Source organism: Candidatus Clostridium eludens, from assembly GCF_045310515.1.
Taxonomy (GTDB): Bacteria; Bacillota; Clostridia; order Clostridiales; family Clostridiaceae; genus Clostridium_B; species Clostridium_B eludens.
Window position 1 is genome coordinate 164,208 of sequence record NZ_JBJHZX010000006.1, and the last position, 21,382, is coordinate 185,589.

19 protein-coding genes and 7 tRNA genes are annotated in these 21,382 nt (G+C 30.2%); all 26 read left to right on the top strand.

The features are described 5' to 3' along the window. The first annotated feature begins 1 nt into the window (after position 1). The 26 genes from yabN (at position 2) to murD (ending at position 20,982) form a co-directional block, all read left to right on the top strand. The gene (gene yabN / locus ACJDU8_RS06100) at positions 2–1,450 is read left to right on the top strand and encodes a bifunctional methyltransferase/pyrophosphohydrolase YabN (protein WP_406791263.1); all 1,449 of its coding nucleotides are present in this window, start codon (positions 2–4) and stop codon (positions 1,448–1,450) included. Positions 1,451–1,865: 415 nt separating this feature from the next. Beyond that, on the top strand, positions 1,866–2,141 hold the full coding sequence (locus tag ACJDU8_RS06105) for an HU family DNA-binding protein (RefSeq protein WP_406791264.1): 276 nt from the start codon (positions 1,866–1,868) through the stop codon (positions 2,139–2,141). Positions 2,142–2,243: 102 nt separating this feature from the next. Then, positions 2,244–2,489 (top strand): RNA-binding S4 domain-containing protein, encoded by a 246-nt coding sequence (locus tag ACJDU8_RS06110; protein WP_406791265.1) that lies wholly within the window; start codon positions 2,244–2,246, stop codon positions 2,487–2,489. 62 nt (positions 2,490–2,551) lie between these two features. Beyond that, positions 2,552–2,842: a sporulation protein YabP gene (yabP, locus tag ACJDU8_RS06115; RefSeq protein ID WP_406791266.1), complete on the top strand. Its 291-nt coding sequence runs from the start codon at positions 2,552–2,554 to the stop codon at positions 2,840–2,842. A 52-nt stretch (positions 2,843–2,894) separates the two neighbouring features. Next, positions 2,895–3,305, top strand: a complete 411-nt coding sequence (gene yabQ / locus ACJDU8_RS06120) for a spore cortex biosynthesis protein YabQ (RefSeq protein ID WP_406791267.1) — start codon at positions 2,895–2,897, stop codon at positions 3,303–3,305. Positions 3,306–3,431: 126 nt separating this feature from the next. After that, positions 3,432–3,704: an FtsB family cell division protein gene (locus ACJDU8_RS06125; RefSeq protein WP_406791268.1), complete on the top strand. Its 273-nt coding sequence runs from the start codon at positions 3,432–3,434 to the stop codon at positions 3,702–3,704. Between the two features lie 181 nt (positions 3,705–3,885). After that, positions 3,886–4,296 carry a S1 domain-containing RNA-binding protein gene (locus ACJDU8_RS06130; protein ID WP_406791269.1) on the top strand — a complete coding sequence of 137 codons (411 nt, stop codon included), beginning with the start codon at positions 3,886–3,888 and terminating at the stop codon, positions 4,294–4,296. A gap of 127 nt (positions 4,297–4,423) precedes the next feature. Further along, a tRNA-Leu gene (locus ACJDU8_RS06135) sits at positions 4,424–4,512 on the top strand. A gap of 6 nt (positions 4,513–4,518) precedes the next feature. Continuing rightward, positions 4,519–4,594 (top strand) — tRNA-Met (locus ACJDU8_RS06140). Between the two features lie 12 nt (positions 4,595–4,606). Then, positions 4,607–4,683 (top strand) — tRNA-Met (locus tag ACJDU8_RS06145). Between the two features lie 15 nt (positions 4,684–4,698). Further along, positions 4,699–4,787, top strand: a tRNA-Leu gene (locus ACJDU8_RS06150). Positions 4,788–4,794: 7 nt separating this feature from the next. Further along, a tRNA-Met gene (locus ACJDU8_RS06155) sits at positions 4,795–4,870 on the top strand. Positions 4,871–4,883: 13 nt separating this feature from the next. Beyond that, positions 4,884–4,960, top strand: a tRNA-Met gene (locus ACJDU8_RS06160). Between the two features lie 269 nt (positions 4,961–5,229). Next, a complete protein-coding gene (gene spoIIE, locus ACJDU8_RS06165; RefSeq protein ID WP_406791270.1) occupies positions 5,230–7,617 on the top strand; it encodes a stage II sporulation protein E in 2,388 nt (795 codons plus the stop codon). 185 nt (positions 7,618–7,802) lie between these two features. Continuing rightward, positions 7,803–9,191 carry a tRNA lysidine(34) synthetase TilS gene (gene tilS / locus ACJDU8_RS06170; RefSeq protein WP_406791287.1) on the top strand — a complete coding sequence of 463 codons (1,389 nt, stop codon included), beginning with the start codon at positions 7,803–7,805 and terminating at the stop codon, positions 9,189–9,191. A 4-nt stretch (positions 9,192–9,195) separates the two neighbouring features. After that, positions 9,196–9,741 (top strand): hypoxanthine phosphoribosyltransferase, encoded by a 546-nt coding sequence (gene hpt, locus ACJDU8_RS06175; protein ID WP_406791271.1) that lies wholly within the window; start codon positions 9,196–9,198, stop codon positions 9,739–9,741. 82 nt (positions 9,742–9,823) lie between these two features. After that, positions 9,824–11,626, top strand: coding sequence for an ATP-dependent zinc metalloprotease FtsH (ftsH, locus tag ACJDU8_RS06180; RefSeq protein ID WP_406791272.1), 1,803 nt, complete (start codon positions 9,824–9,826; stop codon positions 11,624–11,626). A 159-nt stretch (positions 11,627–11,785) separates the two neighbouring features. Next, a complete protein-coding gene (locus tag ACJDU8_RS06185) occupies positions 11,786–12,169 on the top strand; it encodes a thioesterase family protein (RefSeq protein ID WP_406791273.1) in 384 nt (127 codons plus the stop codon). Positions 12,170–12,327: 158 nt separating this feature from the next. Next, positions 12,328–13,107 carry a type III pantothenate kinase gene (locus ACJDU8_RS06190; protein ID WP_406791274.1) on the top strand — a complete coding sequence of 260 codons (780 nt, stop codon included), beginning with the start codon at positions 12,328–12,330 and terminating at the stop codon, positions 13,105–13,107. A gap of 8 nt (positions 13,108–13,115) precedes the next feature. Beyond that, positions 13,116–14,078: a tRNA dihydrouridine synthase DusB gene (gene dusB, locus ACJDU8_RS06195; protein WP_406791275.1), complete on the top strand. Its 963-nt coding sequence runs from the start codon at positions 13,116–13,118 to the stop codon at positions 14,076–14,078. Between the two features lie 59 nt (positions 14,079–14,137). Then, positions 14,138–14,962 carry a hypothetical protein gene (locus ACJDU8_RS06200; RefSeq protein WP_406791276.1) on the top strand — a complete coding sequence of 275 codons (825 nt, stop codon included), beginning with the start codon at positions 14,138–14,140 and terminating at the stop codon, positions 14,960–14,962. A 177-nt stretch (positions 14,963–15,139) separates the two neighbouring features. Continuing rightward, positions 15,140–15,619: a transcription elongation factor GreA gene (gene greA / locus ACJDU8_RS06205; protein ID WP_406791277.1), complete on the top strand. Its 480-nt coding sequence runs from the start codon at positions 15,140–15,142 to the stop codon at positions 15,617–15,619. 17 nt (positions 15,620–15,636) lie between these two features. Next, positions 15,637–17,145, top strand: a complete 1,509-nt coding sequence (gene lysS, locus ACJDU8_RS06210; RefSeq protein WP_406791278.1) for a lysine--tRNA ligase — start codon at positions 15,637–15,639, stop codon at positions 17,143–17,145. Positions 17,146–17,350: 205 nt separating this feature from the next. Further along, positions 17,351–17,425 (top strand) — tRNA-Asn (locus ACJDU8_RS06215). Positions 17,426–17,735: 310 nt separating this feature from the next. Beyond that, positions 17,736–19,127 (top strand): glycine--tRNA ligase, encoded by a 1,392-nt coding sequence (locus tag ACJDU8_RS06220; protein ID WP_406791279.1) that lies wholly within the window; start codon positions 17,736–17,738, stop codon positions 19,125–19,127. Between the two features lie 469 nt (positions 19,128–19,596). Further along, the gene (gene murD, locus ACJDU8_RS06225; RefSeq protein ID WP_406791280.1) at positions 19,597–20,982 is read left to right on the top strand and encodes a UDP-N-acetylmuramoyl-L-alanine--D-glutamate ligase; all 1,386 of its coding nucleotides are present in this window, start codon (positions 19,597–19,599) and stop codon (positions 20,980–20,982) included. The last annotated feature ends 400 nt before the right edge of the window (positions 20,983–21,382 follow it).

Consider the following 21,382-nt stretch of genomic DNA (forward strand, 5'->3'; position numbering starts at 1 on the left):
ATTGATTAAAATAGTGGGTTTAGGTCCTGGTTCGGTGGATTCCCTCACCATTGGTACTATTGATATACTTAAGAATACAGATAAAATTTATTTAAGGACAGAAAAACATCCTACTGTAAATTATTTAAAACAATTAGATATTAATTTTGAAACTTATGATTATATATATGATAAAGAAGAAAAATTTGAAGACGTATATAATTGTATTGCACAAGATCTAGTATGTAAGGAAAGGAAATTCAAACAAATAGTTTATGCAGTACCAGGGCATCCTTTGGTAGCGGAAAAATCTGTTATGTTATTGTTAAATTTGTGTAAAGAACAATCTATAGATGTACAAATAATACCTTCAGTTAGTTTTATAGATGTTATTATGGAAAGGTTAAAAATAGATATAGTTGAAGGAGTAAAGATAATAGATGCTTTTGATATAAAGAATCATTTGATGGATAAAAGAGCGGCAATAATAATAACCCAGGTATATGATAGACTAATTGCTTCTGAGGTGAAATTAGCCCTTATGAATTATTATAAAGATGATACATATATATATTTTATAAGGGCTGCAGGGGTAAGAGAAGTTGAAAGTATAAGAAAAATTAAATTATATGAGCTAGATAGACAAACTGACATAGATTATTTAACTTCAATTTATGTACCTAAAAGTTTAGAAATTACATATGATTTGAAGGATTTATTAGATATAATGGAGAAATTAAGGAGTGAAACAGGATGTCCATGGGACAAAGAACAGGATCATGATAGCTTAAAAAAATATCTTATAGAGGAAAGTTATGAGGTTATAGAATCTATAGAGGAAAAAAATGATATAAAATTGGTAGAGGAGTTAGGCGATGTATTACTACAGGTAATTTTTCATTGCCAAATAGCAAAAGAAGAAGGATTTTTTAATATTAATGATGTGATTAGAGCTATATGTGATAAAATGGTAAAGAGACATCCACATGTATTTGGAAATATGGAAATTAACAATTCTAAGGAGGTGCTAATAAGCTGGGATAAAATAAAGAAAAAAGAACAAGGGTTAAAAACATATACAGATGAACTGAAGCATGTTGCTAAAACTTTGCCGGCTTTGATGAGAGCTTGTAAGGTTCAAGAGAAAGCTGCAAAGGTAGGTTTTGACTGGGAAAAGGTTGAATATGCCTTAGATAAGGTGCTAGAAGAATATTATGAAGTCAAAGACGTATATAAAGGCGAACAAAAGGTAAAAATACTAGAAGAAATAGGGGATTTAATATTTGCAAGCGTAAATGTTGCAAGATTCCTTGACATTGACCCCGAGTTTGCATTAAATTATACTATAGAGAAATTTATAAGCCGTTTTGCATATATAGAGGAAAATGCTAGAGCTCATGGTCTGGATATGACAAGTATGACATTAGATGAAATGGATGAACTTTGGGAAGAAGCTAAAAATAAGTTTTAAATACTTTGTATAAAAAAGAAGGAATTTTTGATTGCGTATAGAATATGCTAATATGCCTATATAAAAGCATTCTTAAGTAAATCATTAAGTGACCATAGCTCTAAGATATATACAAATATACATAGTAAATGTTAAAAATATTTCTTGTGTATTATCTAAATGTATTTAAGGTTCATCCAGTGACTTTGTAATATGATATTCCGAAAATAATACAGATGTATTTAAAATAGGTATTCTCAGTGTATAATTGATAATAAATGTTAGTTATCACAAGATATAGGGATGAGCCTGTATTTGTTGGTTAGATTAAACTTTAGTTAAAAATTTTAATTTAAGAATAACCAAAGCTTCGTTTATAGTATAGGTATGTATATTTGTGTACTTTTATCTATAAAAATAAGAGGAGGTAAGAAAGATGAATAAGTCAGAATTAATTGTTGGTATAGCAGAAAAATCTAAATTAACGAAAAAAGATGCAGAAGCAGCTTTAAAAGGGTTTATAGAAAGTGTAGAGGAGACGTTGGAAAGAGGAGAAAAAGTTCAACTAGTAGGATTCGGAACATTTGAAACAAGAAAAAGGGCTGCAAGAATTGGAAGAAATCCAAGGACTAAAGAAGAAATAACTATACCAGAATCAACAGTTCCTGTATTTAAAGCTGGGAAAGAATTTAGGGAGAAAGTAAATAAATAAGTATATTTTGTACGAAAAGCCTGGATGGAAATCTAGGTTTTTCGTTTTCAATATGTAAAAAATAAGTAGCAAGTCAAACATGCATTAATTGGAGGAATTAATATGAGATTGGATAAATATCTTAAAGTGTCTAGAATAATAAAAAGAAGAACCATAGCAAAAGAAGCATGTGAGGGAGGGCGAGTTAGTATAAATGACAAAATAGCCAAACCTAGTACAGAAGTTAAAGAGGGAGATATAATAGAAATTAAATATGCAAATAAGACCTTAAAGGCAAAAATTTTAGGCATTCAAAATCATGTTAAGAAAGAGGATGTTCAAGATATGTATGAAATAATCTCAAATTAAGAATATATAGTAATATAATTCTTTTTAGCCGCATATATTATTATATGTGGAGGGGATGTTTTATGGAGAAAAAGGAAATAAATATGGAAGATAAAAAAAGTCTATTGAGTCTTGAAGGTAGAAGAAAGCTGATACTGACTGGTATTATTGAAGTAGTAAGTTTTAATGAAGACCAAATAGTTTTAAATACTAATCTTGGAACCCTCAATATAAAAGGAAAAGCTTTAAAAATGAACAAGCTAGATGTACAAAACGGTGATGTCATTATAATAGGAGTTATAAATTCCTGTGCATATACAAGTAGTGAACCTAAGAAAAAAAGGCAAAATTTAATATCGAGAATATTTAAATAATAAAAGTATGGATTTATAAATAAAAGGTATAATTGATTAGGAAAGGGTTATTATGATTATATCAATAGGAGAGCAGATTCGACTTATAATATTTAGTATCATGGCAGGAATAATAACCGGGATATTGTTTGATTTTTATAGGTTAATACGAGGATTTTCCAATTTGAGTAAAATAATAATATTCATAGAAGATACGTTGTTTTGGATATTTGCAGCTATAATTGTATTTGTGTTTTTACTTTATACTAATTATGCTTATATGGGAATGTACGCATATGTTTTACTAGCTGTAGGCATATATATATATATGAAATTTTTTAGTAATGTGTTCGTAAAATTTCATCAAAAATTGTTTAAAGTATTGGGAAGAGCTTTTAGGATAATTATAAATATATTAGCATATCCTTTTCAGTATGTTATTTATAGTATTGCAAGAAAAAATAAAAAAAATTATAAAAATTAACTTGAAGAAAATTAAAAATCAAATTACAATATAAGTATAGTACTATCCAGATGATATATTGGGTAATGTTGTGAGAAAGAATGTGTACAGTAAGTAGTTGAAACTATAGGAAACTGGTGATTATTAATGAAAATAAAAATTAAATGGAAAAATATAATTTTTTTATTAATAATTATATACATGGTATATATTTTTATAAATCAACAAATTACTATGATTAATATAAGAAAACAAATTGCTGAGAGAAAACTTGAACAGATGAGGATAAAAGATAAAAATCAAAAATTACAGGATGAAATTAAGATGTCTACATCTAATACTTACATAGAAAAGTTAGCTAGAGAAAAATTAGGTCTTATTAATGAAGGTGAAACTCCTGTAATAGACAAAAAAAACTAATAGTCATTTATACTATAATAAATAATAAAAGTAGACTTTATATATGTCTACAGAAATTATGGAGGATAAATTATTGTGGAAGCAGGAAAAATTTCTGGGAGAGATCCAAGAAGTCCTACTCTGATGGTAGAGAAAAAGATTATATTATATAGTATTATTTTTAAGGAGGAGTCTTTTTAATATGACCTTAAAGGCAGGAAGCATACTAGAGGGTACAGTAATTAATATTACCAGTTTTGGAGCTTTTGTAGATGTCAATGGTAAAACTGGATTAGTGCATATATCTGAAGTGTCAGATACTTATGTTAAAAATATAAGAGATTATTTGAAGGAAAAGGATAAGATAAGGGTTAAAATAATTTCTATTGATGATAATGGTAAGATAAGTTTATCTATGAAGCAAGCTGAAAAGGATAAAAAGAGCTTAAGACCCCAGGAAATAGATTGGCAAAAGGAAAAAAGCAGGAATAATCAAGGTAGTTTCGAAGATAGATTATCTAAATTCTTAAAGGATAGTGAAGAGAGATTTCAAGATATTAAAAAGCATCAAGATTCAAAGGGTAAGGGGTATAAAAAGTCATCTAACTATTAATAAGATGTGCTAAAGAGGCTGCGGCAGCCTCTTTATTATTTTATGAAATTAAAAAGTTTTATAAAATGGTTGACAATAAAATATTTATCATATATAATAATTTATGTCGTCAAAGTAAGACGTTGTTGCTGGAGTGGCGGAACAGGCAGACGCACAGGACTTAAAATCCTGCGGGCTTTAAAACCCGTACCGGTTCGATTCCGGTCTTCAGCACCAAAATGACGCGGGGTGGAGCAGTTGGTAGCTCGTCGGGCTCATAACCCGAAGGTCGTAGGTTCAAGTCCTTCCCCCGCAACCAAATTCTATATGAGGCGGAATAGCTCAGTTGGCTAGAGCATTCGGTTCATACCCGAAGTGTCGTAGGTTCAATTCCTATTTCCGCTACCAATGTCATTAAAACTAGCTGGAGTGGCGGAACAGGCAGACGCACAGGACTTAAAATCCTGCGGGCTTTAAAACCCGTACCGGTTCGATTCCGGTCTTCAGCACCAAAATTGACGCGGGGTGGAGCAGTTGGTAGCTCGTCGGGCTCATAACCCGAAGGTCGTAGGTTCAAGTCCTTCCCCCGCAACCAAAATTACATATAAGGCGGAATAGCTCAGTTGGCTAGAGCATTCGGTTCATACCCGAAGTGTCGTAGGTTCGATTCCTATTTCCGCTACCAGAAGCTTGCAAGTTTTTTGCAAGCTTTTTTTATGATTTCAAAATATTTGAGTTTTATAGGTAAAATATTCCACAATGTTCAAAATTTTATGGATTCTATATAAAAAATATAAGCTTATTTTTATTAATGTAATTATATAAAGTAAAAACTGAGAAAAACATAGAAATTATTGTCCTAAAAAAAATATACTATCATTTCACTTTATGACATTTATTTCCAGAAATTACTGGTATAATTATTAACAGTAATTTTATAAGGTGGGTGGTATAATGCAATATGGAGCAGAGGTTTTTACTTATCAAAGAACAGAAAAGTCAAAGGGTGAAGAAAAAAAACACAAATCTGAACAATTGAGAAATACAATAAAAATGATATTTTATTGTTTATCTGGATTTTTAGTAGCAAGGGTTATGATGGTAAATCTCATGGCTCCTTTTGGAATAGCTTTTTTTATATCTATGGCTTTATGTGAAAGAAAAAAACCGGCATTGGCAGCGGGAGTCGGTACACTACTTGGATATGTTTCGATATATGGAAATGTAAAATATCTTCCATCATATTGTATAGTAACTGTTACATTGACGTCTCTAAATTATATATTCAATGATATTGCTAAGGTTAAAAAACTAATTTTGCTATTTTCCTTCACGTTTTTAGAATTTTTAGCTTATAAGTTTTTCATAGTTAAATTTTCACTGGGGGTAGCTGCATTTAATTCTATGTTTGAAGTTATGTGTATATTCCCATTATATTTTATTATTAATTATTCTATAATATGTTTTAATCAATTAAAAACCAGACACTTGTATAGTAGTGAAGAGATAATTAGTATGTCTATAACTACCTCTTTAATTATAGCCGGAACTTGGGGTACAGTTATTCAAGGGCTATCTGTCAGAAATATAATAGCGCTAACTTTTATACTTATATTAGGTTATGTAAAAGGAAGTGCCTCAGGTGCTGCAGGGGGTATAGCTATGGGGGCCATAATAGGAGTGACATCTAATGATATGATGACCTATGTTTCAGTTTATGGCCTATGCGGACTTATATCAGGCTTATTTAGAGAAACAGGTAAATGGATGAGTGGTGCTGGATATATTATAGGATTTGCTGTATTAAAGATGTACTCTAATATAGGTTCACAATTTAAAATAATAGAAGTAATTATAAGTTGTATTATATATTTTATAATACCGCAAAATATATATAGAAGAATGGAACTAGAATTAGATTGGCAGAAAAAGCAGGAGCGTTTAAAAGAAAATTATGCAGATAAAATTAAGTCTATTTTTATGCATAGGCTTGATAGTTTTTCTCATGTGCTAACTGACATATCTTCTGTTCTTTCTAGATTAGCTAATAATGATAAACTTACTATGAAAAATAAAAGTAGTGCCCTTGTAGAAAATTTGGCAGATAGAGTTTGTTCTAGCTGTGATATGAATAATATGTGTTGGAGGAGAGAAACCTTTTATACATATAATGCATTTCTAGAATTAATACAAAATTACCAGGATAATAAAAAGTATATTCCTGAGGAATTGCAGAAAAAATGCACCAGGAGAACCCTGCTTTTAAAGAATACCAGAGAAATTGTGAATAATTACATTGTAAATGAAGTATGGAGAAGCAGGCTGGGGGAATGTAGAGAATTGCTGGCATCCCAGATAGGGAATATGGGAAGGACTGTAGGTGAGATAGTACAGGATTTAAGTTCGGACATAAGATTTAATCCATCAGTAGAAAATAATATACGAAGAATTCTAAATAAAAATAATATACATTATAAAGATATATTTTGTTTCAATGATAAAAATGCACACCTGGTCATAAATTTATCTATGGAGGCTTGCGGAGGGAGACAAGATTGTATTAAAAAAGTATTACCCTTAATAAACAATGTAACTGGAAAACTCATGGGATTAAGTAAGGATAACTGTGATATAAATTTTTCATCTAATAGTTGTAATATAGCTTTTGAAGAAACTCCTAAATACCATATTATCACCCATGTAATTAGTGAATGCAAACATGGGGAAAAGTATAATGGAGATAGCTATAGTTTTGGTAAATTACCAGATGGTACTTATATGACAATAATAAGTGATGGAATGGGTTCGGGTCCTTTAGCAGGAGAAGAGAGTAATGCTGCTGTTGAACTCATAGAAAGATTTGCAAAGGCAGGTTTTAATAAAATGACTGCTATTAATACAGTGAATTCTATTATGAGTATTAAATTTGCTGAAGATGAAAAATTTTCTACATTAGATCTGAGTAGTATAAACTTGTACAAAGGAGAAGTAGATTTCATGAAAGTTGGAGCTACAGCTAGTTTTATAAAAAGGGGAGATGATATTATAATTATAAAATCAAAGACACTTCCTATAGGTATATTAGATAAGCCTGATGTAGATATAATAAGTAAGTCAGTGATAAATGGAGATTTCATAATAATGGTTAGTGATGGTATTATTGATTATAATAGTGAAGCAGCAGGAAATTTTCAATGGATGATAGAATTTTTAAGGGAGTTAGACTGCACTGAACCTAAAGATATGTGTGAGAAAATTATAAATAAGTCTAAAGAATTATCTGGAGGCAAGGTAAAAGATGATATGACAGTAATAGTAGAGAAAGTTTATACACTTTATTGACATGGATTAAAGAAACAATCAATAATCTAAAATGCAGATTTATGTTCATTTTCCATCAAAAAATACTGTATTTATGTTATAATTGGTTTGTTAAAAAATATTAATTAGATGAATAAATGAGCTGCCAATTTGTACAGTAGAAATTCATGTTATAGGAATTAAATGATGCTTAGGAAGTGTTTGTGGTGATAGAGGGCGTACTCAATACTATAGAAGAAAATAAAATGTTTAATAAAGGTGATAAGGTAATAGTAGCCGTGTCAGGAGGACCTGATTCTATGTGCTTATTACACATATTATACGTTCTACAAAAAAAATTAGGAATAACATTGTATGTAGCTCATGTAAATCACTGTTTAAGAGGCGAAGAGGGAAATAAGGATGAGGAATATGTAAAAACAGTTTGTGAAAAATTATCTATTCAATTTAAAAGTTTAAGGATAGATGTAAATCGTATTGCTAAGGAAAAAAGTATATCCTGTGAGAGTGCAGGTAGAGAAGTAAGGTATAAATTTTTTGAAGAATTTAAAAACCAGTTAAAAGCTGAAAAAATAGCTATAGCCCACAATGCTAATGATCAGGCCGAAACTGTTCTAATGAGAATTATGAGAGGAGCAGGGCTGCAGGGGTTAACCGGTATAAATCCTGTAAGAGATAATGTTTTTGTGAGACCTCTAATATGTACTACCAGAGGTGAGATTGAGAAATATTGCTATAATAATAATCTTCATCCTAGAATTGATAAAACTAATTTAGAAACTATATATTCTAGGAATAAAATAAGGTTAGAACTTATACCATATATACAGAAGAATTTTAATAAGGATATAATCACGGTATTAAATAGACTTTCAGATATAATAAAAATAGATAATGATTATTTAGATTATATTTCACAGGAAAAATTCAAAAAATATTGTGAGGTAAGGGTAGAACAGGTTATAATATTTAAAGGGGCATTTTTAGAGCAGAAAGCTATATTAGTTAGAATAATTAGACTATCACTAGAAGCTGTGTCCGGAGATTTAAAGGATATTGAAAAAGTTCATATCTTTAATATAATAGACATTCAAGGATGTTCAACTGGCAAGGACATAATGCTCCCTCATAATATATTAGTATCAAGTGATTATGGAAATATAATAGTAAGAAAGAATGTAAAGAAAGTTATTGAAAATTATGAAGTACAATATACATTAAAGCTTGGATGCAATAATATTACTGATATTAAATCTAAAATTTATATAAGTTTAATTGATTTAAAGGAATATACATATTATAAGAAGGATAGATTTATTCAGTATTTTGACTATAATAAGATAAAGGGAAATATTATATTAAGAAATAGAAGGAAGGGAGATAAATTTACACCACTTGGAATGGTTGGAAGTAAAAAATTAAAGAGTTTGTTTATAGATCTAAAGATATCTAAAAATAAAAGAGATAAAATTCCTCTAGTGTGTTTTGGGAATGAAATTGGCTGGGTTGTTGGATATAGGATAAGTGAGCTTTTTAAGGTGGATAAAAATACTAAAGATATTTTAGCTATAAAGTTTGAAAGTGAGGAACTATAACAGTATGAGTAACATAAGTGATGACATTAAAGAAATATTAATTAATAAAAATACAATTAAGAAAAAAGTGAAAGAAATAGGCAAAAAGATAAGTAAGGATTACAACGGAAAAGACTTGATGCTTGTAGGTATATTAAAAGGCTCAGTTCCCTTTATGGCAGATTTGCTTAGAGAAATAACTATTCCGTGTATTATGGATTTTATGGCGGTTTCCAGTTATGGAAGTTCTACAAAAAGTTCAGGTATTGTTAGAATATTAAAAGATTTAGATTTTGAAATAGAAAATAAGCATATACTGATAGTAGAGGATATTATAGATTCGGGTACAACTTTGTCATATTTAATTAATTACTTAAAAGGCAGGAAAGCTAAGAGTATAGAAATAGCTTGTCTTTTGAATAAACCCGAAAGGAGAAAAGTTAAAGTCGAAGCCAAGTACATAGGATTCGAAGTTCCAGATTATTTTTTAGTAGGATATGGATTGGATTATGCAGAAAAGTATAGGAATTTTCCTTATATTGGTATACTAAAAGAGGAAATTTACAAATAATTAGTATTAAAACTTATTGTAAACAAATTTTACTTATGATACAATTTTACAGTATAAAACTAGAAAGAGAGGGGGGCCCTCAATGAAAAAATTTTCAAGTGCAACGGCCTGGGTTATAGTTTTTATATTGGTAATTCTTGCAGCATTGTGGCTGGTAAGAACCAATGAGAATTCAACAGCCATTAGTTTTAATGATTTTCAAAAATATTGGTTAAGTAATGATATTAAAAGTTTTCAGCTTAGAGAAGATAAAATGACAGTTCAAGGTAGTTTGAAAAACGGAACAACATATGAAACAGTAGTTCCATCTGAAAGATTATTTCAATTTATAGGGGAACATCCTAAAGATGGAGAAGTCCAAGAAATGTATGTTAAGCCCGCTACAATACCTATGTGGGTACAATATTTGCCTACAATTCTTTTAATACTTATGCTGGTAGCATTTTGGTTTATGTTTATGCAGCAGTCTCAGGGCGGCGGAGGAAACCGGAATGTTATGAATTTTGGTAAGAGTAGAGCTAAAATGGCTACACCAGATAAGAAGAAGGTAACTTTTGCAGATGTAGCAGGGGCAGATGAAGAAAAAGAAGAGCTGGCAGAAATAGTGGATTTTTTAAAACAACCTAAAAAATATATAGAAATGGGAGCTAGAATTCCCAAAGGAGTTTTACTTGTGGGACCTCCGGGAACAGGTAAAACACTTTTAGCTAAGGCCATATCTGGTGAAGCAGGAGTGCCATTTTTTAGTATATCAGGTTCAGATTTTGTTGAAATGTTTGTTGGTGTAGGAGCCTCAAGGGTAAGGGATTTATTTGATCAGGCAAAGAAAAATTCACCATGTATAGTATTTATAGATGAAATAGATGCAGTTGGAAGGCAAAGAGGAGCTGGACTTGGGGGAGGACATGATGAAAGAGAACAAACTCTAAATCAGCTTTTAGTTGAAATGGATGGTTTTGGAGCTAATGAAGGAATAATTATGATAGCTGCAACAAATAGACCAGATATATTGGATCCTGCACTTTTAAGACCTGGAAGATTTGACAGACGAATACTTGTAGGGGCACCAGATATTAAAGGTAGAGAAGAAATTCTTAAAGTTCACTCTAAGAATAAGCATTTAGCAGATGAAGTAAAGTTGGATATTCTAGCAAGGAGAACACCTGGATTTACAGGTGCTGATTTAGAAAATCTTATGAATGAATCTGCACTTTTAGCAGTTAGAAAAAATAAGGATTTAATAGGTATGAATGAGTTAGAAGAGGCAGTGACTAGAGTAATAGCAGGGCCTGAAAAAAGAAGCAGGGTAATTGACGAAGATGATAGAAAACTTACAGCATATCACGAGGCAGGCCATGCAGTAGTTATGAAGTTATTACCTAATTGTGATCCTGTCCATGAAATAAGTATAATTCCAAGAGGAATGGCAGGAGGATATACCATGCATCTTCCAGAAAAGGATAGTTCCTATACATCAAGAGCAAAACTTAAGGATGAAATTATAGGGCTTCTTGGAGGTAGAGTAGCAGAAAAATTGGTTATAGGGGATATAAGTACAGGAGCTAAAAATGACATTGAAAGGGCAACTACAATAGCCAGAAAAATGGTAATGGATTATGGCATGAGTGATTTAGGGCCTATTGCATTTGGTTCAGGCCATGATGAGGTATTTTTAGGAAGAGACTTAGGAAGAGGAAGAAATTTTAGTGAAGAAGTGGCTTTTGAAATAGACAAAGAGATAAGAAAATTAATAGATGCAGGATATGATAAAGCTGAAAAACTTCTTTCGGAAAATATGAATAGGCTTAATGCTGTAGCAGAAAAGCTTTTAGAAAAAGAAAAACTTGAAGCAAGTGAATTTGAAGAGATATTTGCTCAAGCTTAATTTATGTCATATAAAAAACCCTGTGTATTTCACGGAGTTTTTTATTTTATATCATGGTTTTTATAATTTTAAAATATATTTTTAAATTATAAAAACCATGATATAATAAATCTGTATGTTTTATATTATGATAATTTTAAACGAAATGAGATGATTGCAATGGAATTTAATTTGAAAAAGGGAATTACCTCTACTATGGAAATGCATGTAACTGAAAATAATACAGCAAAAAAATTAGGATCGGGTAATTTAAATGTATTTGCTACTCCGGCAATGATAGCTCTTATGGAAAATACATCCAAAAATAGTGTAGATCTTCATTTGCCTACAGGGTATACTACTGTCGGAATAGAAATAAATGTAAAACATATTAAAGCATCTTTAGTGGGTGCTAAAATTAGATGTGAAGCTTTTCTAAAAGAAGTTCAGGGGAAAAAATTAATTTTTCAAGTTGAAGCCTGGGATGAAAAAGGAAAAATCGGAGAAAGTTCTCATACCAGATATATAGTAAATAGTGATGATTTTATGAAAAAGATACAATAAGGCACAGCTTATATTTAATCTTGACAAATAGCATTTTATTGATACAATTAAATTGTTATTTTAAGAGGAATTAATGATATTTTAGGGCAGTAGAAAAACTGCTCTTTAATTTATGTATATTATTAATAAACAAATTCTTAGAAAGGCGGTGTTGTTTAGTGATTTTGGTTTTAGATGTGGGCAATACTAATATTGTTTTAGGGGTTTATGACAATAGAGAGCTTATATCAGTTTCCAGATTATCTACAGATTCTAAGAGGACTGCAGATGAATATGGAGTTCAGGTAATGGATTTATTCTTACAAAGCAAATTAGAACCATCAGATATAACTGGATCTATAATATCTTCTGTAGTGCCAACTATAATGTACTCATTGGAACATATGATAATAAAGTATTTTCAGGTCAGTCCCATTGTAGTTGGTCCGGGAGTAAAAACGGGAATAAATGTAAAATATGATAACCCAAGGGAAGTAGGGGCTGATAGAATAGTGAATGCTGTAGCGGCCCATGAAATATATAACAGATCTATGATTATTATAGATTTTGGAACAGCTACTACATTCTGTGCAGTTACAGCTGGCGGAGATTATCTAGGCGGAGCTATATGTCCAGGCATAAAAATATCTTCTGCTGCGCTATTTGAGATGGCAGCTAAACTTCCTAGGGTAGAAATAATAAGACCACCAAATGTTATAGGAAAGAATACTGTTGCTAGTATGCAATCTGGTATAATATATGGATATATTGGTCAGGTAGATTATATAGTTAAAAAAATGAAAAAAGAAATGATGGATTTAGGAGAAGAGGAACCTTTGGTAATAGCTACAGGAGGACTTGCTAAACTTATAAATGAAGGATCCAAGTCTATAGATATAATTGATTCAGTATTGACTCTAACAGGACTTAGATTGATTTATGAAAAGAATAAAGAGTAGGTATATTAATGAAAATAGGAGAAATAGAATTTCAAAATAATGTATTTTTAGCTCCTATGGCTGGTATAACAGATAGAGCTTTTAGGGATATATGTATAAAATTTAAATGTGGACTTGTTTATACGGAAATGATAAGTGCTAAAGCTTTATTTTATGGAAGTCAAGTTACAAAGGATATGTTGGCTGTATCTCCAGCAGAAGCACCTATAGGTGTTCAGATATTTGGAAATGATCCAGTTATAATGGCTAAAGCGTGTGATTATTTTAATAACAATAAAGATATTTGTATTATAGATATAAACATGGGTTGTCCTGCCCCTAAAGTTGTAAAAAATGGAGAAGGTTCTGCACTTATGAAAAATCCCCGGCTTGCCTCGCAAATAGTAAAAGAAGTTAAGAAAGCATCTTTAAAGCCAGTAACTATAAAGATGAGAATAGGTTTCGATTTTGAAAATATAAATGCTGTAGATTTTGCTAAGATTATAGAACAATCTGGAGCAGATGCCTTAACTATCCACGGAAGAACTAGTACTCAGATGTATAATGGCAAAGCAAATTGGGATATAATAAATCAAGTAAAACAATCAACTAGAATCCCTGTAATTGGTAATGGTGATGTATTTACGGCAGAAGATGCAAATGAACTTTTTAAGGTTACTAAATGTGATGGAATAATGATTGGAAGGGGAAGCATAGGGAACCCTTGGATATTTTCTCAAATATATGAGAATAGAAATTCTTATCCTGTTACATATCCTACTTCACGGGAAAGAGTGGATATGTGTATAGAGCATTATAAGAAAGCCATTTACTATAATGGAGAATATAGAGCTGTAAGAGAAATGAGAAAGCATATACCTTGGTATATAAAAGGATTAAGAGATAGTAAAGAAATAAAAGAAAAAATTAACCGTGAAGAACAAAGTGAAACTGTATTTCAAATTTTAAATAAATACAAGTTTATGTTGTAATTTTTAATTTCACAGGAGAATAGTATAATATTGTAAGCAATTTAAGGAGAATATAAAATGTGAAGTCCATCCTATATGCTAACTCCTATATAACCAAATTTTATAATGATGATAGTTTTTGGGGAAAAATAAAAGATAGATTTAAAGTGAAAATAAAAGAAGAACTTTTTATAAAAGAGTTGAAATTAAAAATTAAAAATGTAAAATTTCCTCCCAATATTAATATAAATTCGTATAATAGTAATATTTTGACAGCTAAAAGAATATCTAAAACTAAAGATATAGAATTAGCACCTAAAGTATATAGATATTTAGACTATACTCTATATAATAAATTTCAAAAAAATTTAATGGCTTTTAGTATTGTAGAAAGTTCTAAAATTATATTAAGAAATAAAAAAAAGAGTATAAGACAAAGTTGTATAGTAGTTTATGATGCCTCAGATCCTATTTTATTTAATACTATATGTTATTTAGCTAAAGAAGCTAAATACGTAATACTTCTTTCTACAGAGATCATAAAGCTTGGTGATATCAGGCAATATATTATAGCAAATTATGGAGTAACACCTATAATTACTTCTGACCTAAAGTTTTCTTTTAAAAATGCAGATTTTATAATAACATCCAGAAGAATAACCGTGGATAATAATCAATGTGTATGGTATTTGGATAATGCCTATGTACCATATAATATAGACGCTAATATAGTAAACGATGTTAGTTATAAAATTCCATGGAATTTTAAGTATGATGAAATATCAGCTGAATTATTAGGTTCTATACTTTCGCAGATGGATGAAAAGGATGTAAAGAAGTCTTTAAGCTATAATGGTATATTTTTAGATAAAATAAAATTTAATAAAAATGTATTAACGTTATAGATATAAATGAAGTTTTTGTAAAAATTAAATTAAATTTTGAAAATGTTGACATTATAATATTGCTGTTTTATAATTACTTAAATGATAATTGGCGTAGATGGAGTAACATATAATAAGGATTAAAATGTTATGGGGTAAAGGAGAATTTTATATAAATTATTAAAAGGGGAGAACAGAATGAGCGGATTAAAAAAATATGTTATGACCTATGAAGGCATAAGAAAACTAGAAAATGAATTAGAATATTTGAAAACAGTTAAAAGAAAAGAAATTACTGAAAAAATTAAGGTAGCACTTTCTTTTGGAGATTTAAGTGAAAATGCAGAATATGATAGTGCTAAAAACGAACAAGCATTTGTAGAAGGAAGAATAGTGCAACTTGAGAATATGTTGAAAAATGCCACTATGGTGGATGAGGATGAGGTTCCATTGGATGTAGTGGGTATAGGCTCAATTGTAAAAGTTAAAGATTATGATTTAGAAGAAGAAGTGGAATATTTAATTGTGGGGTCTGCAGAAGCAGATCCTATTAATAATAAAATATCTAATGAGTCACCGGTAGGTAAAGGACTTGTAGGAAAAAAACCTGGTGATATAATTGAAATACAGGTTCCAGATGGAGTTAGTAAGTATAAAATACTGAATATAAGAAGATAATTTGGAGGGTAATATTAATGGCAAAAGAGGAAAAGAATTTACATGCACTAGAAGAAAATTTTAATCAGTTGATAAAGGAGAGGATACAAAAGTTTAAAGCTTTGCAAGAAGAAGGTAAGGATCCTTTTGACGTATATAAAGTTGAAAGAACTCATACCTCAAAGGAAGTAAAAGATGACTATGAAGCTTTAGAGGGCAAAGATGTCACTGTAGCAGGGCGATTGATGTCAAAAAGAGTTCATGGAAAAGCTGGATTTTCGGATTTATATGATAGATATGGCAAGATTCAATTATATATAAAAATAAATGATGTAGGAGAAGAAAAGCTGAAGGAGTATAAATCCTATGATATAGGAGATATTTTGTCTGTAAGTGGTCAAGTTTTTAAAACTAAGACAGGAGAAGTATCAATTCATATTAAGGATTTTGAACTTGTTGCCAAGTCACTTAAACCTCTTCCAGAAAAATGGCATGGCCTTAAAGATCCTGATTTGAGATATAGACAAAGATATGTAGATTTAATAATAAACCAGGATGTCAGAGATACTTTTTTGAAGAGAACTGCTGTAATAAGGGCCATAAGGGAGTTCTTGGATAACAGAGATTATATAGAAGTAGAGACTCCTATACTTTCATCAATAGCTGGTGGGGCAGCTGCAAAACCATTTATAACTCATCATAACGCTTTAAATATAGATATGTACCTAAGGATAGCCACTGAGTTATATTTAAAAAGATTGATAGTAGGTGGATTTGAAAGAGTATATGAAATAGGAAAAAATTTCAGAAATGAAGGAATAGATGTAAGGCATAATCCAGAATTTACAGCGATGGAATTATATGAAGCTTTTTCAGATTATAATGATATGATGGAATTAACTGAAAATATGTTAGCATATGTATGTGAAAAAGTACTTGGTACTACAAAAGTTGTATATCAAGATACAGAAATAGATTTTAAGCCACCTTGGAATAGGATAACTATGGTAGATGCTGTTAAAGAATTTACACAAGTGGATTTTAATGAAATTAAAAGTGATGATGAGGCTAGAAAAATGGCCCAAGGAAAAAATATTGACCTTAAGAAAGAATTAAAGGATTGTACAAAAGGAGATATATTAGTAGGTATGTTTGAAGAGTTTTGTGAACATAAATTTATTCAACCTACTTTTGTAATAGATTATCCGGTGGAGATATCTCCTTTAACCAAAAAGAAGAGAGGAAATGATAAATATACTGAAAGATTTGAAGGCTTTATATTTGGAAGAGAAGTATGTAATGCATATTCAGAGTTAAATGATCCTATAGTTCAGAGAGAAAGATTTATGCAGCAGTTAAGAGAAAAAGAATTAGGTGACGATGAAGCATATATGATGGACGAAGATTTTATAAATGCATTAGAAATAGGTATGCCTCCCACAGGTGGGCTTGGAATAGGTTTAGATAGAATTATAATGTTTCTCACAAATTCTTATTCCATAAGAGATGTTATATTATTTCCTACAATGAAGCCGAACCAACAGTAATTTATCCGAACATAATAATTAGCTGACACCCCACTTTTTTCAAAGTGGGGGATAGGCAATGATATGTACATTTATAAGTTCTTTTAAGCTTCAGATGAAGATAATATAAATCTAAAATTAACAAAATTTTAGATTTATTAGCAAAAATAATAAAAAAAATATTGCATTTTTAAAATTGCGTGATATAATAATATATGTGAGTTCTTCCGTGGTAGCTCAATGGTGGAGCATTCGGCTGTTAACCGAAGGGTTGGAGGTTCAAATCCTCTCCACGGAGCCATTTTATTTTTTGGAATTTTAAAGAACTTGCTTAAGTATACTTACATGTAATAAGAAATGTTGTGTAGAATAACTTAATAAATTGCTTTGATAAAGGATAGTAGTAATTTAAATCTCTAAATGACAAAGAGAAGTTGTGGATGGTGTAAACAACTGGGATTTTATTGTGAAGGAACTTTGGAGCTATATATTTTAAAAGATGAGCTTGCGCTAAAAAGGGTGGAACCGCGGATATAAAATTCGTCCCTTCAGGGCAGGCTTTTTTTATACTTAAAATTTAAATTAATTATGGAAAGGAGAATAATATTATTATGCCTTTTGAAAAAACTATGGATAAAGTAGTAGCTTTAGCTAAAAATAGAGGATTTGTATATCCAGGATCGGATATATATGGCGGACTCGCTAACACATGGGACTATGGGCCCATTGGAGTAGAACTGAAAAATAATGTAAAAAAAGCTTGGTGGCAAAAATTTGTACATGAGAATGAATACAATGTAGGTATAGACTGTGCTATACTTATGAATAGTGAAGCTTGGGTTGCTTCAGGTCATGTAGGTAATTTTTCAGATCCACTTATGGATTGTAAAGAATGTAAATCAAGATTTAGAGCTGACAAATTAGTTGAGGAGCACATGACGGGAAAGGGTATAGAAAAAGCTAGTGCAGATGGCTGGAGTAATGAGAAATTAAAAAAGTATATAGATGATAACAATATTGTGTGCCCTGATTGTGGAAAAGTGAATTTTACAGATATTAGGCAATTTAACCTTATGTTTAAGACTTTTCAGGGAGTTACAGAGGGTTCAAAAGCAGAAATATATTTGAGACCTGAAACAGCGCAGGGTATATTTGTAAATTTTAGAAATGTTCAGAGAACAAGTAGAAAAAAGATACCTTTTGGGATAGCTCAAATAGGTAAGGCTTTTAGAAATGAAATAACTCCAGGAAATTTTACTTTTAGAACTAGAGAATTTGAACAAATGGAACTGGAATTCTTCTGTAAACCTGGTACTGATTTAGAATGGCACAGCTACTGGAAAGAGTATTGCTGGAATTTTTTATTGAAACTTGGTATAAAAGAAGAAAATGTAAGATTTAGAGTTCATGAAAAAGAGGAACTCTCACATTATAGTAATGCTACTTCGGATATTGAATATTTATTTCCATTTGGATGGGGAGAACTTTGGGGTATAGCAGATAGAACTGATTACGATTTAACTCAACATCAAAATCATTCAGGAAAAGACATGACTTATTTAGAATCAGGTACCAATGAAAGATATATACCTTATTGTATAGAACCATCTGTAGGAGCTGATAGAGCAGTACTTGCATTTTTAGTTGACGCTTATGATGAAGAAGAGTTAGAAGGTGGAGATTTAAGAACGGTGTTACATTTTCATCCTGCAATAGCTCCATTTAAAGCGGCCATTTTACCTCTTAGCAAGAAATTATCAGAAAAGGCTCTAGAGGTTTACAATATTTTGAGAAAAGACTTTAATGTGGATTATGATGATGCAGGAAGTATAGGTAAGAGATATAGGAGAGAGGATGAAATTGGTACACCTTATTGTATAACTATAGACTTTGATACCATGGAAGATAATACTGTTACTATAAGGGATAGAGATACCATGGAACAGTTTAGGGTAAAAATAGAAGAATTAAAGAATTTTATACAACAAAAAGTGCAGTTTTAGTAAAATGTACCATATTAATTTTTTACGCTTTATAAGTGTAAAGAAACTAATGTGGTACTATTTTATTTAATAGTATTTATAAAAAATAAGTTTTATTTTAAATTATAAAAGAAATTTACCGGATTTTCATCCGGTAAATTAGGGTTTAATCATGGGGATATGTTATATGTTTAATTAAAACTTGGGGAATTATATTAATGTTTTCTTACGACACACGTATAGTATATCACAATCAAATCATATTTTTCAATAGTGAAGTATAAAATCATTAAATTAAATATTTTCATATAATTTTGATTTTATTCGACAATTTCATTTTAAGAAAGGTTATATATTAAACTTTTAATAAAATAAGGATTTAAACTGTTTCCAGTATTTACACTCAGAACGTATGATTTTATAAAATAGTATGTTATTATATAATCAAATATAAATTTATTGTAATAGGTTTATTTTTGGAGGTTTTTTAATGAGAAGAAATTTTAATGACTTTAAACAATTTATAAAATATAAAAAAATAGGAGTAGTAGGTATAGGTATAAGTAATAAACCTTTAATCGATTTTTTATTGAAGTTAGGGGCTAAAGTAAGTGCCTTTGATAAAAAAACTGAAGATGAAATTGCTGAAGTAGCTAAGGACCTTAAAGAAAAAGGTGTAAACCTTGTGTTAGGTGAAAACTATCTTAGTAATTTGAATAATTTTGATATAATATTTAAAACTCCTTCCATGAGGATAGATAGTCCAGCATTTATAGAAGCTAAACGAAATGGTGCATATATAACTTCTGAAATGGAGGAATTTATCAAGTATTGTCCAGCTAAAATATATGGAGTAACGGGAAGCGATGGAAAAACTACTACTACTACACTTATATATAATATTTTAAAAAAACAAGGGTATAGGAGCTGGATAGGAGGAAATATAGGTACTCCTCTATTTTCTAGAATAGAGGAAATAGATAGCGATGATAAGGTAGTACTTGAATTATCTAGCTTTCAATTGATGACAATGAATGTTTCGCCGGAAGTGGCCGTTATAACTAACATCAGTCCTAATCACTTAGATATTCATAAAGATATGGAAGAATATATACAGTGCAAAAAAAATATATTTAAGCATCAAAATGATTCAGATCTATTGGTATTAAATAAAGGTAATGATATAACAAATTCCATGGCAGAAGAGGCATTAGGAAAGGTCAAACAATTCAGTAGTAAAGAGAAATTAAGTGAGGGAGGATATTTAAACAATAATAGTTTATATATTGATGGAAATGAAGTTTGCAAACTATCAGAGGTTAAGCTTAAGGGTATGCATAATATAGAAAATCTTTTAGCAGCATTTTGTGCATTAAAAGATGATGTAAATATTGATAGTATGAGGGAAGTTGCTATTACATTTTCAGGAGTGGAGCATAGATGTGAATTTGTAAGGGAAGTAAATGGAGTAAAATATTATAATGACTCTATTGCTTCAAGTCCTACAAGAACATTAGCGGGACTTAAGGCTTTTGAAAAACCAGTAATACTAATAGCCGGAGGGTATGATAAAAAGATACCATTTGATATTCTAGCTGAGGAAGGATATTTGAAAATTAAAACTTTAATACTTATGGGAGCTACAAAATACAAAATAAAAGAAGCCTTTGAAAAACTTAAATATAAAAGAGGAATTGATATACCTATTGTTATGGTAAATTCCTTATTGGAAGCAGTAAGTGAAGCAAAAAAATTAGCCAATAATGGGGACGTTGTTACTCTTTCCCCTGCCTGTGCCAGCTTTGATATGTTTCCCAATTTTGAAATTAGAGGAAATGTGTTTAAGGATATAGTAAATAATATGCAGGGATTATAAGAAATCATAAAAGGGAAACTGATTTTTCATAGTAAGTTTCTCTTTTTTATGTAAATTTGATACAAAAACTTTACAATAACGCTGCCTAGTGTATCTCTATATGAATATAATAGATTTTTATAGAAAATTATAGAATTATTTAGATAAACATGATATATAATGGCTATATGTATAGAATAAAATTAAAGTTGTGGTATCATATCAAATGTCATTACATTAACATGTGACTTTGTTTATAAGACTATATAAAAAAGTTTTTAAGAGTTGTTGACAAAGTTAAAAATGTATGATAAACTACAAAAGCCGTCAAGATGAGACGGCAGATGATCCTTGAAAATTAAACAGAATAAAGAATATAGGTAAACTTATTTATAAGAATAAACCAGCAATTCTTTTGAGC

What these genes read in the sequence shown, in the direction of transcription:
- ACJDU8_RS06105 (WP_406791264.1), top strand. Translation starts at nt 1,866, where the DNA reads ATGAATAAGTCAGAATTAATTGTTGGTATAGCAGAAAAATCTAAATTA.
- ACJDU8_RS06110 (WP_406791265.1), top strand. Translation starts at nt 2,244, where the DNA reads ATGAGATTGGATAAATATCTTAAAGTGTCTAGAATAATAAAAAGAAGA.
- yabP (WP_406791266.1), top strand. Translation starts at nt 2,552, where the DNA reads ATGGAGAAAAAGGAAATAAATATGGAAGATAAAAAAAGTCTATTGAGT.
- yabQ (WP_406791267.1), top strand. Translation starts at nt 2,895, where the DNA reads ATGATTATATCAATAGGAGAGCAGATTCGACTTATAATATTTAGTATC.
- ACJDU8_RS06125 (WP_406791268.1), top strand. Translation starts at nt 3,432, where the DNA reads ATGAAAATAAAAATTAAATGGAAAAATATAATTTTTTTATTAATAATT.
- ACJDU8_RS06130 (WP_406791269.1), top strand. Translation starts at nt 3,886, where the DNA reads ATGACCTTAAAGGCAGGAAGCATACTAGAGGGTACAGTAATTAATATT.
- spoIIE (WP_406791270.1), top strand. Translation starts at nt 5,230, where the DNA reads ATGCAATATGGAGCAGAGGTTTTTACTTATCAAAGAACAGAAAAGTCA.
- hpt (WP_406791271.1), top strand. Translation starts at nt 9,196, where the DNA reads ATGAGTAACATAAGTGATGACATTAAAGAAATATTAATTAATAAAAAT.
- ftsH (WP_406791272.1), top strand. Translation starts at nt 9,824, where the DNA reads ATGAAAAAATTTTCAAGTGCAACGGCCTGGGTTATAGTTTTTATATTG.
- ACJDU8_RS06185 (WP_406791273.1), top strand. Translation starts at nt 11,786, where the DNA reads ATGGAATTTAATTTGAAAAAGGGAATTACCTCTACTATGGAAATGCAT.
- dusB (WP_406791275.1), top strand. Translation starts at nt 13,116, where the DNA reads ATGAAAATAGGAGAAATAGAATTTCAAAATAATGTATTTTTAGCTCCT.
- greA (WP_406791277.1), top strand. Translation starts at nt 15,140, where the DNA reads ATGAGCGGATTAAAAAAATATGTTATGACCTATGAAGGCATAAGAAAA.
- lysS (WP_406791278.1), top strand. Translation starts at nt 15,637, where the DNA reads ATGGCAAAAGAGGAAAAGAATTTACATGCACTAGAAGAAAATTTTAAT.
- ACJDU8_RS06220 (WP_406791279.1), top strand. Translation starts at nt 17,736, where the DNA reads ATGCCTTTTGAAAAAACTATGGATAAAGTAGTAGCTTTAGCTAAAAAT.
- murD (WP_406791280.1), top strand. Translation starts at nt 19,597, where the DNA reads ATGAGAAGAAATTTTAATGACTTTAAACAATTTATAAAATATAAAAAA.